Below are 14125 nucleotides of genomic sequence, written 5' to 3' on the forward strand. Positions count from 1 at the left end.
GTCTTCCTACTGCTCTGGTGTGTACCAGATAGGTGACGTATATGCCCGCTCCTGATGCGAACGCGGAACATCAGCGTCCATCTTCATCCCATAGAACTTCTCGTCATGTGCCTGCCAAGTTGGCGTTGGTATTTCGAGAACGCGTGCGTAGTAATACGCTGGAAGAGCAGGATCAAAGTCGGGGTCAGTCCACACACCTCGCAGTTCGGCGGCTCCGATGGCGTTCGTATAGGTCGCGTTTACCTCGTCCACTGTAGACCCAACAGGTTGCCGAGCGCGCCCGTCCTCACCAATTTCGCGTCCATCCGAGACGGCAACATCATAGATGCGTTCTTGCCTTGCCCCTTCCGCGTCGATCCAGCCCTTGATGATCTGCACGCGATCGAGATTGGCCGCGCTCACATCCTTTAATGCGCCGAGCATGAACACCGGAGCGGTTGCCTCACCCTGCGGCGGAAGATCTCCTCCCATGGGAACGCCGCGGGAATAACCGATGTCGACGACATTTGGACGGAATACGTCTGCGCCTTCGAAATCCCATCCCCCAAAGAAACGGACTGCTATCCGGGTGCCTGTAGTTGCATATACTTCCTTTGCCTGCATGGCATCAAAGATGGCCGAACGCGTATTCTCCCGCGCCCAAACCCCAGCGAGACCGGAAGCGAGAGCCTCATATTCGAATGTAGACAGCGTTTCGTCACCATTAAAAGATTGGATCACATAATGCTTCCACCGATCGGGTGAAGGTTCAGACGATGGCATCTTCCCCCAGAAGTTATCATCCCGTGTCGTGGACACTGCGGTATGCGCGTCGGTAGCTCCAATCTGGCCAAATTTGAATGGATTGATGCCAAGTTTCTGTTCTTGTTGCATGCCGACCTGCAACGCTGACCGTGCATACTCATAAGGCAGCATCTCAGGCATTTTTGGATTAAATCCGCCGATATCGCCTTTGTCCCAGGTCCCGTAGTCGGCGAACTCATCATCCGGTGACAATGCAGGGTGAGCCTCTCCATCGCCTTTGATTTGGGTCACTTCGATGATAGGCTCCCACCGCATACGCGTTTCTGCATACTCCGCGTCAATCGGTTCTCCGTTTAAACGCTCAGTAGCAAACATAAGACCGTTGGACAGGTTGCCATTGTGCGGGATCGCCATGACGGAGCCTCCTGTCAGGTCTTCGTAACCTTGCATGTAGGCCCACAAATCTTCCGGATCGGGGCTGTCATACGCGGAAAACGGCGTCACTTGGCTGGCTTTGCGGCCGTCCTCTTTGAAGAGCACCACACGATGAAGGTTGGATGGCTTTTCCAGATTATTGATAGACGTCCACTCAAACCCAATGAACGCAGTGAAATTCCCCGGGTCGTTATACTGATCCGCGAGTTCGATCTGCCGGTCCCAAATAGTACGGTCGAGTTTAGGATTGTCGATAATGTCGCGGTTCTGCGCCACACCATCATTGCCCCAAAGTTGGAAAGCCGCATAGCCTTCACCGGCTTGGACGAGGTCATACAACCGCTGTCCGTATTCAGTCGCGAGCAGATCTCTATTTGCCTCCGCTAGCATCACTGGCAAGCCGAGGTTTTCAGCATGATCAGACACCACTAGAAAATCGAGAGGGCGGTCAATACGCAGTCTCTGACCTGACGAAGTGATCACTTCTTCACCCATTGCAAACCGATAGGCATCAACCGGCGTGAGTGTATTTCCAATCATTCCTGCATCTGTCGAAAACATCGTATGCAGGTGGGTGTCGCCCCAATAAAGGCCCTCTGCGAGGCCACGATTTTTAACTGTGCGTTCGATGAACGGGGAATAGTTTTGTGGTGGCCCCGAAACGTCTTCTTCCGCGGGTCCAATATCCTGACTAATAGCAAAGCTCGGAGAAATGGTAACTGCCAGAAGGGCTAGCGAAATTAGTCTGAACATCATGATCTCCCAAAACGCTGCATCAGCAAAATATCAAAAAGCCTACCCGCAATGCAACGCTGGCATCAAGAGATGAAAGGTCTCGCTCGCTATCCAAAAGTATATGTTTTAGGATTTCTGTTTTGTCCGCAACTCAGACTTCCGACGCAGGCGCGGCGAATAACCGGTTTGGGATTTTGGAGTTTTCGCGTCGCTAAACGACCGCTTTGTGGAAATCTTGCTGCGATGCCGCGAGTAAATCTCACAACTGCACCTCGCAGTTTGCTGTGAGTTTTTGACTTTCGCAACGGAAATCGCCATTCCATTTGTAAACGCCAAATACATCGTAAGTTTTTCAAACTTGTCGCCTAATAAGGAAGGTAGGGTCTTGCGGAAATCCTGCTCCCGCAACCAGCACTGTCGAACAAGCCGCCTCCGGGCGGCTTTCGTCGTTCTGGGGCGCCCCTAGCGCCAGCAATCCCAACAGTTCCCCAACCAACTCAATCGCATACTTCCCTTCTTCAGTGTGCCGTAATCAGCAGCGAGTATAATAGAAGTGCTCGATCACTCCTTGGCCACGTTTAATAAACGCTGCCTCCATCCAGCTTTCGACTACACTTGAGTAGCGCGTAAATGTCCGTATCCACACACGGCTCAATGTTTTTTAAATCACAAGTGCAGATAGGCCTTCGGTTCGCTCAATTTCGTCAAGGGCAGCGATGTCAGTGAAGCGCAGATAGCGACCGTTGCAAACCAGGTTGCCTTCTGAGAAGCGGGCACTCTTTCTGAAACAACGAACTTCTGCCGTAATCCCGGAACGTTCGGAGGCAACGCCGGTAAAACCTTCGGCAATTTGTATTTGTGCGGTGTTCCCAAAAAGGTGTTGTGATGATCTTTCCCAAAGTTGAATATGACCTCCTAATCAGAGGTGTCATTTTTGGAACGCAAACTCGCCGCCATACTCGCCGCTGACGTTGTTGCATACTCTTCGATGATGATCGAAGACGAAGATGCCACTTTGATGCACCTCAAGACTCATCGCGAATGTGTTTTTGATCCCAAAGTCAGCCAATACAAAGGCCGGGTGATCAAGTTGATTGGGGATGGCACATTGGTTGAGTTTCCCTCTGTCGTGGATGCTGTTCGGTGTGCCATCGAGATCCAGAATGAACTGGCGGTTCAAAACTCAGCTATAAAACTGCGCATCGGAGTGCATCTGGGCGACGTGATTGTTGATGAGGGCGATGTCTACGGGCACGGTGTCAATCTGGCGTCGCGCCTGGAAGCCGCAGCAAAAGTCGGCGGGGTTTGCATCTCTTCCATAGTTTATGAAAGTCTGGGAAACCTGATTGAAGAAACCTTTGAAGATGGCGGTGCCCAGCACCTCAAAAACATAACAAAGCCCGTCAAAATATACCATTTGTCACATGAACGTTCTGAAAAATACGAGCCAAACCTAACCGGACGGGATAAGCCCTCAGTCGCGGTTTTGCCGTTTTCAAACGTAAGCGGCAATGCTGAGCAGCAGTTTTTCAGCGACGGCATTTCCGAAGACATCATTACCGGACTGTCCCGCTTTCGGACCTTGTTTGTGGTCGCGCGCAATTCGTCGTTTCGGTTCCGGGACTCAGATCTGGAGCTTGGTGAAATCGCGGCAAAGTTGGGGGTACAATACCTTGTCGAAGGCAGTGTTCGAAAAGTCGGAAACAGAGTGCGCATTTCGGCTCAACTGATCGCGGCTGACTCTGGAAAACATATCTGGGCTGAGCGTTATGACCGCGAACTGGAAGACATCTTTGCGGTTCAGGATGAGGTGACCCAAAGCGTCGTCGCGGTTCTTCCAGGTCGGGTTCAAAGCGACGTGGCCAACAATGTCTTGAACAAGCCTACAGACAAGATGAAGGCATATGAACTCTTGCTGCGAGGGAAAGCACTCCGAGACGGGTTGAACGCCGCCGACAACGCCACAGCCAAGGGATATTTTGAAAAAGCGCTGGCAATCGATCCCAATTACGCGCGGATCTATATGTATCTGGCCGATACGTATGTCGTCGACCTTTGGCTCGGTCTTGCCGATGCCGATGCCCCCTCCCAGGCATTGGAAATCGCGCGTCAGGGCGCGGCTTTGGACAACAAGGACGTCTATATTCAGGACCAACTTGGATATGCGTACCTATGCGCGGGCCTCTGGGATCAGGCCGATACGCAGTTTCAAAAAACACTGTCATTGATTAAAAATGAAGCGGAATCCATGGCCTGGTGCGGATATGGGTTTCTGTTGTTGGGGCAGCATGAAAAGGCCCATGGAATAGTTGTCGAGGCTATGCGACTTGACCCGCTGCACCCGCCTTCTCTCGATTGGATTATCGGACAGGTATATTTCTTTCTGGGTCGATATGATGACGCTGTCAGCAAGCTGATTGGCGAAGCACGGCTGAACTCATTGGCCGCTGCGTTTCTAGTGGCAGCATACGCGCACTCGGGCCGACAAAAAGAGGCGGAGTCCTCGTTGCAAGCCTTTGTCCGCCACCGCCGTCAGGAGTTTTCAAGCCGCGGGATGGCAGTTCCGGAAAACACGTTGATTGCTCTGGCCGGTGGCTTTCAACCGATGTGGCGCAATCTGTCAGATTGGGAACATATTGCCTCTGGTCTGCGCCAAGCTGGATTGGCAGAGTAGGCGACGCCCATTTTCTATGTCTTCGGTGATTGGTCGTTGCCAACTTCCGTTCCGGGCTGCAACCTGCCGCTGAATGTACGAATTGTTGAGGGTAGTATCGGTTTTTTCGAGTGAACAAGTCTCTGAAAAGTGTAGACACTCAACAAAACAGAACCCGATTGGTGTCCGTGAACCAGCACTTTTGATTTCGCGGCTCCTTTCCAATTGAGAGCCTCTCAAGATTTGGTCCCTTTTTCAGGGGATACCTCGGCCTCATCCAGATCCAACACCGCGGGGTCGATCATGCGCTTGTCAGCGCTCATCTTGACAGAGTTTCGCATGGCCTTGCTTCGCCGCAGCAAGCGCCGGAAACTTGCCTCGTCGAGCATAAGCAGCGTCGACGGTGCCAATGCCCGCACGTTTACGCGACGGGGCCGTTTCAATAACATGGCCAATTGCCCGAACATTTCACCACGACCCAGCCGCGAGGTGTGCCGGCCGAGTTCCACTTCAACAGCTCCGGAAGCAATGAAGAATACACTCTGGGCGAATTCGTCTTTGGAAATGATGGTATCACCCGCGTTGGCATATCGAGTACGCAGCGCCCGGCTGAGTTTCCTAAGCGAAGACTTGTCGAGATCGGAAAACAGTGGGAACTGCCGGACCAGATCCCGTCCTTTAAGAGTGATGTCCAACTTTGGACGTCCTTCAGATAACGTACGTCGCGTCGCCACTTCCTGCATCAACACGGAATAGAGTTCTTCGCCCACAAGGCCGTCTTCGCGCATGACCGCATATTCACGTTCTTCAAGGCGCAGCGCGGTTCGCTGGATGAATCGTCGCTCTAACTTTTCGGCGTAACCGGGAAATTGCAGTCTCAGACCATCAAGCGCCGTCTCAACCGCCTCGGATCGACGCGCCAACACTTCATCCAGCAATTCCGCAACCCGGCGGCCATGGATCCGGCGGATGCGGCCGCGGACGAACCCATCGAGGTCCTGCAGGATCAGACGTTGCATGAGCAATCTTTCGAACCTATCCGTTGTGATACGCGTGAGTGGGAACGAAATTCGAAGCCGGTTGTGCAGAAACACGGCGATCCGAAAAGATCTGCCGTAAACGACCGACCGATTTGATGCGCGCTGATAGCCGATCCGCCCGCCAGTCCGTGCGCCTTCAATGAGCCGATCCGCATCGGACAAAATCTTCTCACTCAGAACCGATGACATGGTGCGTTCTCGCATCCTGGCCAATACAGAGTCCCGCTCTGCACCGGCCAGCGCAATAAGACCAAGCGTGACCCGGTCACGATCCAGGATCTGCGCACTGTCTTCGGCGGCCTTTACGGCCTCGTCCAGGCGTTCACTAAACTGTTTGGCTTCGTTCCTGACGATATCGTGCGTCAGGTTATAGTTTTCTGCTGTGCGGGACATGTCCTCGCGAACCGATTGCAAGGCGACGGCGACCACCTGACGCGACAGGGCGGTATCAAGCGGAGAAAGCCTGTCGAGCCCCAGTTTTGTGATCACCATGCGCAAGGTTGTACCCTGAACAATCAGTGTAAACAGCGTAAAGCCAGTGGCCAGAATGCCGACCAGGCGCTTCGTCTCAAGCGGGATGTGCGTGCTTTCGGTGACTGCCAGAGCCAGAGCCAGCGTCACGGCACCACGCAACCCACCCCACAGTATTGCGGTGCGATAGGGGCGTTCGACAGCAGGTGACAAACCGATTGCCGTAAGCAATGGCAGCAACCCGAACAGAATTGCCGCCCGTGCGAACATGGCGGCCAGAACCACCACAACCAGCAGGCCAAAGTCGGACGGCCGCACCTCTTCCAGCAATCGTGGTATCAGCAAGGCTGCAAGAATAAAGATCAGCGCGCCTGCCCAATGTGCCAGTAGGTCCCAAACTTCTTGCAGATTTGTCCAGGTGGCCGGTGACAGACGACCGGGGCCTGTGAGGTTGAGCGTAAGACCTGCAGCCACCACCGCGATGACACCCGAAGCTCCGACGCTTTGTTCTGCAACGATATAGGCGAGATACGGCAAAGACACGGATATTGAAATCTGCGCCATTTCCCAGCGGCCTACGAAAGCCATCAGCCAAACCGCCATGCGCGCCATAAGCCAACCGGTGAGAACTCCACCTGCGATCAACAGCGGAAATTGCCCCACGGCTTCACTTAGCAGTGGATTGGGTCTCCCGAGCATAACAAAGCTCATGAATAGCCCGAAAAGAGCAATCGCAGCAGCATCGTTAAGCAGGCTTTCGCCCTCGATTATTCGCGACAGCCTGCGCGGTGCCGAAATCGACCGGAAAATGCTGACAACCGCTGAGGGATCCGTTGTCGATACAATAGCACCGATCAACAGACAGGCGGCCAGCGGCAGCGTACTTGCCCAACTGAGCGCATAGCCAATGGAAAGTGTCGCAACAATTACTGCCACAACGGCCATCATCAGGATGGGCATCCAGTCATCCAGCATCCTGCGCAGGTTCATGCCGAGTGTCGCCTGAAAGAGCAGCGTGGGCAGGAAAACATAGAGGAAGACGTCTGACCGGATCGGTAGATCGATAATTGCCTGTGCCCCCGGATTCAATGCATCCGTCAGGTCGGTGTCGAGAAAGAACGTCGCGCCAAGCCCGATCACTATCCCCAGAACGGCGAGGATAACGCTGTAAGGCAGGCGCATTCGCGCGGCCAGCGGTTCCGCCACGCCGATTACAACAAAAAGAGAAGTGATGATGGTCGTAATGACGACGATATCCATAGTTACGTATTACCTGAGAACTCGAGTAAGTGGAATCCACTCTTAAAGCCGGATCGACCACGTGGAATCAATGTGTGAGCTTTCAAATGCCCGGTTAGAGCCCTATCCGGCCGTTTACCACCATTTAGGACGATTAAAACTAGGTGATAATTGGCAGTTGAGCGGGACATTACAGTCAACCCGACAACTAAGGGCTGACAGTGTTTTGCCGTTCTTCTACTTCTGGGACGTTTTCAAGCCGGAGGATGCGATGATTAGTCTAAATACACTTTCAAAATCTGAACTCGCCCGTCGCGTGGCCGACATTGCCACGCTTGAGGGCGAATTTTTGCTGCGCTCTGGGCAGATCTCGCATCGCTATTTCGACAAGTATCGGTTTGAAGGTGATCCTCTCTTGCTGAAGCCACTGGCGCAGGCGATGAGCTCCCTTTTACCCTCGGATACGGAAATTATTGCGGGGCTTGAGCTGGGAGGTATCCCCTTGGTCACGGCGATTTCCCTTGAAACCGGGTTGCCAGCAGCATTCGTTCGAAAGACGGCAAAGACCTACGGAACGTGTCGCGCAATAGAGGGCCAGGACATCGCCGGGAAAAAGGTAACGTTCATCGAGGATGTCATTTCCACGGGTGGTGCAGTTACTGAGGCTTATCAGCTTGCGGTGCAGGAAGGTGCTGACGTTCTCGCGGTCGTCTGCGCTATCTGGCGCGGAGAAAGGGAACTGACAATTCAGGGCGTTCCTACCCTTCCTGTTCATCCAGTATTTTTGCGTGCTGAATTGGAGCGCTGAAGAACTGCTGGACCCAAAGATCTACTGGAACAAGGGGCTAGATGCGGCCATTCTCTGGGCCGGCATAGACGGGCAGGATGAGCCTTTAGCGGTCATTGCTCAGTGGCTGGCCTGACGCGTTCGCTTTGGTCCGCTTCCGGCCCATACCGGACATTGGAAATACCTATGACTTAAGGCAGCTGAGCGGGACGAAGCCACCTGATGCTGGTGCGGTGAATTTTGCCACCACAGACCGGCAAAGTGCCGGTTCCGTCGCCGCTGTGCAGCGTGAATTCCCGAAACCGGACATTGAAAACCGTGAAATTGGCCCAAACCGGAACCGTTCGTTCACTGCAACAGTTTCGGATGCCTTACATGCGGACCAATCTGTCCTTCAACCGATGACCAGTGCCACCGGTTGAAGTGTTTTACGTAGTGGCTAAGCCGTGGGCTGTGCCGCAGGCAATTTGCGTGGGTAAGGGTCGCCTTGTTGAAACGATCCCGCCGCAGTGAACAGAACGTCGGTCGACGAGTTCAAACCGGTTTCTGCAGAATCTTGCAGCACGCCGATTATGAAGCCAATGCTGACCACTTGCATGGCCGTCGCATTGTCGATGCCAAACAAGCTGGCGGCCATTGGGATCAGTAACAGTGATCCTCCTGCTACGCCCGAAGCCCCAGTGGCAGCGATCGAAGCAATGATGCTCAGGAAAACAGCTGAGACGAAATCAACTTGAATTCCCATTGTATGAACAGTTGCCAACGTCATCACTGTGATGGTTATGGCGGCACCGGCCATATTGATTGTCGCTCCGATTGGAATGGTGACCGAGTAAGTCTCTTCATCCAAATCCATACGACGGCAAAGTTCCATGTTTACCGGAATATTGGCGGCCGAGCTGCGCATGAAGAAAGCGGTAATCCCGGACTCTTTCAGGCATGTGAAAACCAACGGATATGGATTCTTGCGAATGCGCAGGAACACGATCAGCGGATTTACAACCAACGCCATGAAAATCATGCAGCCAAGCAATAACGCCAGCAGTTGGCCATAGCTTGCAAGTGTTTCAATGCCGGTCTCAGCAATTGTCGAAGCCACGATACCAAAGATGCCGATTGGAGCCACTCGGATTATCGCTGCGACGATCTTGGTAATCGCGCCGTCCAGATCCGACATCAAGGTCTTGGTCGAGTCGCTGGCGTGACGGAAAACAAGCCCCAGGCCAACGGCCCAGGCGAGAATGCCGATATAGTTAGCGGTTGCTAAAGCATTCACCGGATTGTCCACGATTTTCAGCAGGATATTTTTGACCACCTCAGCTAAACCGTCCGGAGCATCCAAAAGCTCGGGCGTACCTGTCAAATGCAGAGTAACCGGAAACATGTAGCTGGCTGCAACCGCAACCAGTGCAGCTGCGAAGGTTCCGACTATATACAAAAGCACCACGGGGCCCATACGCACCTCGCTGCCTTTTTTGTGGTTTGTGATCGCAGCGCAAACCAGGATCAGCACCAGAACTGGTGCAACAGCTTTCAATGCATCGACGAAGAAGTCGCCAAGCAGGCCGACCGCTGACCCGGCAGTAGGCCAAAGGGTGGCAAGCAGAACACCGGCGGCAAGACCGATGGTGATTTGAGTAACCAGGCTACCACGCAGAAGAAAATTCATGGGGACCATCCTGTTTGAATAGGGACCTCACGGGCGAAACTCACGCCCGCGGAGGCACGGTTGAAGTTCAAGGGCTGGTGGCTATTTGGACGTCTTGGCGCGGAATTAAACTGCTCTAGTTGGCTTAGGCCTTGGTCGCTCGGTTTTGAAGTATTTGTTTTGAAACTAAAATTTCATGATTTGCTTAAGCATTACAAAGGTTTACCTTGCGTCAACTTACTTGCATGGTTCACTCAAGATAAATGATTTTTAATAAAGCTCCCTAAGTGGTTGTACTCTGAATCGACTCCTTTCTTACCCATGCGGTCCAGTGATGAACCAGAAGCTGCATTGGCAAGGATGGTGTGACAAAGTCCGGTTTCGAACAGCGCTAATCCATCGCTTTCAGAAACAGGTCTTAGCAAAGAAAGCATGCTGAAGACGCCCGCTTTGGGCCCCGAGCCGCCATTGCTTGGCCGTCTGGGTGGTGCGTGTACGGTTGACCGGTCGCAGCCCGAAGCGGACATTGGATTTGAGGCGCACTTGGCGGGTCAGCGGAAAAAGCTGCCAGCCTGGATGACCGTCTTTTCTCCAGCGTAAATTTGTTGGTTGTCTTCCAATAGACCCAAGAAAAGTTTCACGCCAACAACGCGGCCATACTCTCGGAACTGGAATTGTCTGAGAGCAGAGACTGAAGACTTAACTGCGTGTATGAAGACGGTGTCCTGTACACAGTCGCCCAAGGTTCAAACTTGCGGCTTCATTCCTGTAGACCGGGTCAGAAAGCAATCTGCTCTTCAAAAAGTTTATTCCAATTACTTTCGAAAAGCCCGCACGACGCCCATCGTCTAAATTTTTTGTTTTCAATACAGTAAGGCGCTGTATCTTGAACGGAAAGGACCACCGTTGGGACGCGGGAGATTTCACAATGGAATTGATTACAGAACAACTGCGCGCCTTCCCGATCATGGCACTGTTTCTTTGTCTGGGTCTGGGATACGGCGTAGGGAAGTTTCGGGTCGGCAAGTTCGAACTGGGGGGCATCGCTGGTACATTGTTGGTGGCGGTCTTCATTGGCCAGATCGGCGGTATCAACCTCAGTACCGATGTTCAGAATGTTTTCTTTTCCCTCTTCATTTTTATGGTTGGCTATAATGGCGGCCCGCAATTTTTTGCGGCCTTGAACCGAACTGCGCTGACCAAGTTACTTGCCGCGTTTATGATGACCCTCTGGGGGTTGTTTTTTGTTATTGTTGTGGCTCGGTTGGCCGGCTTGGACAAAGGGTTGGCGGCTGGATTGGCCGCTGGTGGCCTGACACAATCTGCAATCATCGGCACCGCTGGAAATGCCATCGATCTGCTTGGGCTGGCCGCAGATGAGGCAGAAAAGCTAAAAACCAACATCGCCGTAGGATACTCGGTTACTTATATCTTCGGCTCGATCGGCCCAATATTGGCAGTTAGTGTCATTCCAATCATCATGCGTGTCGACCTGCGGCAAGAAGCGATTAAGCTGGCTCAGAAACTCAGCGGCGGCGGTCGCAAACTAGAGGAAGGTGAGTTCCTTCCTATGAACCGGTTTGACGCCCGAGCCTATCAGGTAAATGCCGATGCAACCATTGCCGGAAAAACCGTCAAAGACATCGAAAGCGGTTATGATGGTGATCTGATCGTCGAACGGTTACTCCACGATGGCGCTCCTGTGGATCCGAATCCTGAAACAGTGGTCAATGCCGGAGACGTTGTGGTCGTCTCCGGCCTCGTAGCGACTTTGACCCAGTTCGAGGGTAGCGCCAGTGGTGAAATCGGAGAGTATCCTCCTGAACTGACGGTTGTAGAGGAACGTCGCAACGTAGTGGTCACCAACCGCAAACTGACCGGCAAAACGTTGGCAGAATTGAGCGAGGCTCTGACAGCGGATCAAAGGCGCGGCGTTCACATCTCAAAGATCACCCGCATGGGCCATGATGTCCCTGTCCTGCACAACACCGAGATACACGCAGGTGACGAGGTCAGTATTGTCGGTCACAAGGACGATCTGAATCGAGTTGCGAAAGTTGCGGGCTACGTTCCGCCTTCGGCCTCGGTAACCAATTTCATTGCATTGGGGATCGGCGTCGCCATCGGCTTTCTGATAGGAGAGATCAGTTTTGTCATCGCAGGAACCAAAGTGGCTTTGGGGTCCGGTCTCGGTTGCCTAGTTACAGGGTTGATCATCGGCTACATGCGCATCCGGCGACCCAAGATCGGCGGCATTAACCGAGGGGCCGCGAATTTCCTTCAGAGCTTTGGACTAGCTGTGTTTGTTGGTGTCGTTGGCCTCAATGCAGGCAAGCCCGCACTAGAAGCGATTCAGGAATATGGGATCACGCTGTTGCTGTTGGGTGTGGTGGTTACATTGATGCCCATGATCGTGCAGTTCCCAATCAACTATTTCGCCCTGCGTATTAAAAACCCGATTGAGGCCTGTGCGGTTGTGACCGGATCACGCTCGGGCAATCCCGGTTTTGCGACACTATTGGAAAAGGCCGGAAACTCGACTCCCACACCAGCTTTCACCATGACCTATGCCGTGGCTAACATCTTCCTAACGCTCTGGGGACCGTTGGTTGTGGCTTTTGTTCCGTGAGTCAAACCGGAAATGGGCGCGACAACCGGGGTCCTAACCTGGACGGGTGGGATCAGCGTTTGTGCAAACCATCACGCTGATCCGTTCCTCTTTGCTATTGCTAGATCTCAACCGTGCAACGGCAGTCCTTTCGAGGCACGGTAGGCCTGCACGTAACCCGTGGCCACCGCGCGCACCGCTCTTCCGATCTGGCGGTAAGCACTATCATCCAAATTGGCGAACGATACCCGCGCTGACCAGTTGGGCGCGTCAAAGCCCGATCCATTCAGCAAAACGATCCCGTGATCCTGAGCCAGTTTGAAGGATATATCTAGCGGGTGGACATTCTCTTTAATCCACTCGACCACCTCCTCTCCCACGTATTTACGGAGCCAGAATTCGAAGTCGATGATACCGTAGTATTTGTCGAACAGCGGGTTATCTGGAACTTCGATGCCCATCCCTTCGACCAACTCGTCAAAGCGGTGCTTCAGAATACCCCAGCAGAATTTCTGATAGGCCTTCTCTTCGTCCATAAGCTCGACCAGTGAAAACAAAGTCATCATCACCTGCTGCGGCAGTGACAGACCTGCGGTGTGGTTCAGCGCAACATCGCGGCTGTCGGCGACGATCCGGTCGATGAACTTGAACGAGGATGGATCAGGCGTCAACGTTTCGTACCGGGCGTTGACGACCGCCTTGGTTTCGTCCGGAGCCTCCGCAATCATCTTGTCGAAGATGTTGTTCTCGGCCACCAAAATCGCGCCCAAACGCCACCCGGTGCAACCGAAATACTTGGAGTACGAATAGACCCCGATCGTGTTCTCAGGCAGATGCCCCAAGATAGACTGAAAATTCGGAATGAAGGTCCCGTAAACATCGTCAGTCAAAATGATCAGGTCCGGGCGGCGGTTCTTTACGAACTCGACAAGCCGAGTCGAGACTTCGGGGCTGATAGCGACTGAAGACGGGTTGCCCGGGTTGACCAGAAATAGTGCTTTGACTTTCGGGTCGGACAAGATTTCAAAATCATCGTCGTTCAGTTGAAAGTGGTCCTCTTCTTTCGAAGATACATCCACTGTGTTCAGCCCATAGTCTTCAAGTACCGGCATTTCCAGATAGGGCGTGAAAATCGGTGTACCCAACGCAATGGTGTCGCCGGCATTCAGCAACCGCTGGTTCTTGAGTGCCTTGAAAATATAACACATCGCAGCGGTTCCACCCTCAACTGCGTAGATATCGAACTTCGCATCCGGTCGGTGCCCCGCGCACATCGCCCACATAACGTATTCGTGGACAATCGCCTCGTTGTGCTCCATGCACCGGTCGGGCATCGGGTAGTGGTCGCCAACAATACCGTCGGTCAACTCGAGCACGAAATCCTCCGGTGTAAAACCAAATTTCTCAATCGCAAAATCCACTACGGCCACCAAAGTTTCCGCACCTGGAGGACCGTTTCCTTCAACCGATTTGGCGCAATATGCTTTTAGCCGGTCATAACAGCCTGGCCCTTGCGGCATCCCGGCCAAACCGACCTGCGGCTCATTACGATGGCGCTGAGCTTCTGTCATAGCGAACTGCCCTAAAAGGAAAAACGCCTCCCGCGCTTTAGTGGCGATCCAGTTAGGGTTCCCTCGACCGGCATTGAGGTATGGCAGAGACATCTGCCGAGCCTCTTTTTGCGCCAACTTAATAAGTTCGTCTTTGATTTGGAAAGGACTTAGGTTTTCAAATTTATGCAGGTTGAGCGATTCTGGCATGACAT

General features: G+C 53.1%; 10 protein-coding genes. 5 read left to right on the forward strand and 5 right to left on the reverse strand.

The features are described 5' to 3' along the window. Positions 1-6: 6 nt before the first annotated feature. A complete protein-coding gene (locus tag AC2FD9_RS22490; RefSeq protein WP_282121253.1) occupies positions 7-1932 on the reverse strand; it encodes a DUF3604 domain-containing protein in 1926 nt (641 codons plus the stop codon). A gap of 916 nt (positions 1933-2848) precedes the next feature. On the opposite strand from AC2FD9_RS22490, the gene AC2FD9_RS22495 reads away from it, so the two are divergent. Then, positions 2849-4588: an adenylate/guanylate cyclase domain-containing protein gene (locus AC2FD9_RS22495; RefSeq protein WP_496838878.1), complete on the forward strand. Its 1740-nt coding sequence runs from the start codon at positions 2849-2851 to the stop codon at positions 4586-4588. A 215-nt stretch (positions 4589-4803) separates the two neighbouring features. On the opposite strand, the gene AC2FD9_RS22500 is transcribed toward AC2FD9_RS22495, so the two are convergent. Next, on the reverse strand, positions 4804-7338 hold the full coding sequence (locus AC2FD9_RS22500; protein WP_058278357.1) for a cation:proton antiporter: 2535 nt from the start codon (positions 7336-7338) through the stop codon (positions 4804-4806). A 70-nt stretch (positions 7339-7408) separates the two neighbouring features. On the opposite strand from AC2FD9_RS22500, the gene pyrE reads away from it, so the two are divergent. Together pyrE and AC2FD9_RS22510 are read left to right on the forward strand one after the other, a co-directional pair. Then, entirely contained in the window at positions 7409-8125 is a 717-nt protein-coding gene (gene pyrE / locus AC2FD9_RS22505) for an orotate phosphoribosyltransferase (RefSeq protein ID WP_496838879.1), read from the forward strand. Then, positions 8106-8240: a hypothetical protein gene (locus AC2FD9_RS22510; RefSeq protein WP_496838880.1), complete on the forward strand. Its 135-nt coding sequence runs from the start codon at positions 8106-8108 to the stop codon at positions 8238-8240. Before pyrE ends, AC2FD9_RS22510 begins: the two co-directional genes overlap by 20 nt. 303 nt (positions 8241-8543) lie before the next feature. Here AC2FD9_RS22510 and sstT read toward each other — a convergent pair whose 3' ends face one another. Next, a complete protein-coding gene (sstT, locus tag AC2FD9_RS22515) occupies positions 8544-9773 on the reverse strand; it encodes a serine/threonine transporter SstT (RefSeq protein ID WP_496838881.1) in 1230 nt (409 codons plus the stop codon). A gap of 233 nt (positions 9774-10006) precedes the next feature. Beyond that, positions 10007-10186, reverse strand: a complete 180-nt coding sequence (locus AC2FD9_RS22520; protein ID WP_282171139.1) for a hypothetical protein — start codon at positions 10184-10186, stop codon at positions 10007-10009. Between AC2FD9_RS22520 and AC2FD9_RS22525 the strand changes: the two genes are divergently transcribed. Both AC2FD9_RS22525 and aspT read left to right on the forward strand, forming a co-directional pair. Beyond that, positions 10185-10352 (forward strand): hypothetical protein, encoded by a 168-nt coding sequence (locus tag AC2FD9_RS22525; RefSeq protein ID WP_496838882.1) that lies wholly within the window; start codon positions 10185-10187, stop codon positions 10350-10352. The genes AC2FD9_RS22520 and AC2FD9_RS22525 overlap by 2 nt on opposite strands. 328 nt (positions 10353-10680) lie before the next feature. After that, positions 10681-12381, forward strand: a complete 1701-nt coding sequence (aspT, locus tag AC2FD9_RS22530) for an aspartate-alanine antiporter (RefSeq protein WP_496779710.1) — start codon at positions 10681-10683, stop codon at positions 12379-12381. Between the two features lie 107 nt (positions 12382-12488). Here aspT and AC2FD9_RS22535 read toward each other — a convergent pair whose 3' ends face one another. Next, positions 12489-14120: a bifunctional aspartate transaminase/aspartate 4-decarboxylase gene (locus tag AC2FD9_RS22535; RefSeq protein ID WP_496838883.1), complete on the reverse strand. Its 1632-nt coding sequence runs from the start codon at positions 14118-14120 to the stop codon at positions 12489-12491. Between the last annotated feature and the right edge of the window lie 5 nt (positions 14121-14125).

The organism is Ruegeria sp. YTSC230 (genome assembly GCF_059609665.1).

What these genes read in the sequence shown, in the direction of transcription:
- AC2FD9_RS22500 (WP_058278357.1), bottom strand. Translation starts at nt 7,338, where the DNA reads ATGGATATCGTCGTCATTACGACCATCATCACTTCTCTTTTTGTTGTA.
- AC2FD9_RS22490 (WP_282121253.1), bottom strand. Translation starts at nt 1,932, where the DNA reads ATGTTCAGACTAATTTCGCTAGCCCTTCTGGCAGTTACCATTTCTCCG.
- AC2FD9_RS22520 (WP_282171139.1), bottom strand. Translation starts at nt 10,186, where the DNA reads ATGCTTTCTTTGCTAAGACCTGTTTCTGAAAGCGATGGATTAGCGCTG.
- pyrE (WP_496838879.1), top strand. Translation starts at nt 7,409, where the DNA reads ATGTGTGAGCTTTCAAATGCCCGGTTAGAGCCCTATCCGGCCGTTTAC.
- AC2FD9_RS22535 (WP_496838883.1), bottom strand. Translation starts at nt 14,120, where the DNA reads ATGCCAGAATCGCTCAACCTGCATAAATTTGAAAACCTAAGTCCTTTC.
- AC2FD9_RS22525 (WP_496838882.1), top strand. Translation starts at nt 10,185, where the DNA reads ATGCTGAAGACGCCCGCTTTGGGCCCCGAGCCGCCATTGCTTGGCCGT.
- aspT (WP_496779710.1), top strand. Translation starts at nt 10,681, where the DNA reads ATGGAATTGATTACAGAACAACTGCGCGCCTTCCCGATCATGGCACTG.
- sstT (WP_496838881.1), bottom strand. Translation starts at nt 9,773, where the DNA reads ATGAATTTTCTTCTGCGTGGTAGCCTGGTTACTCAAATCACCATCGGT.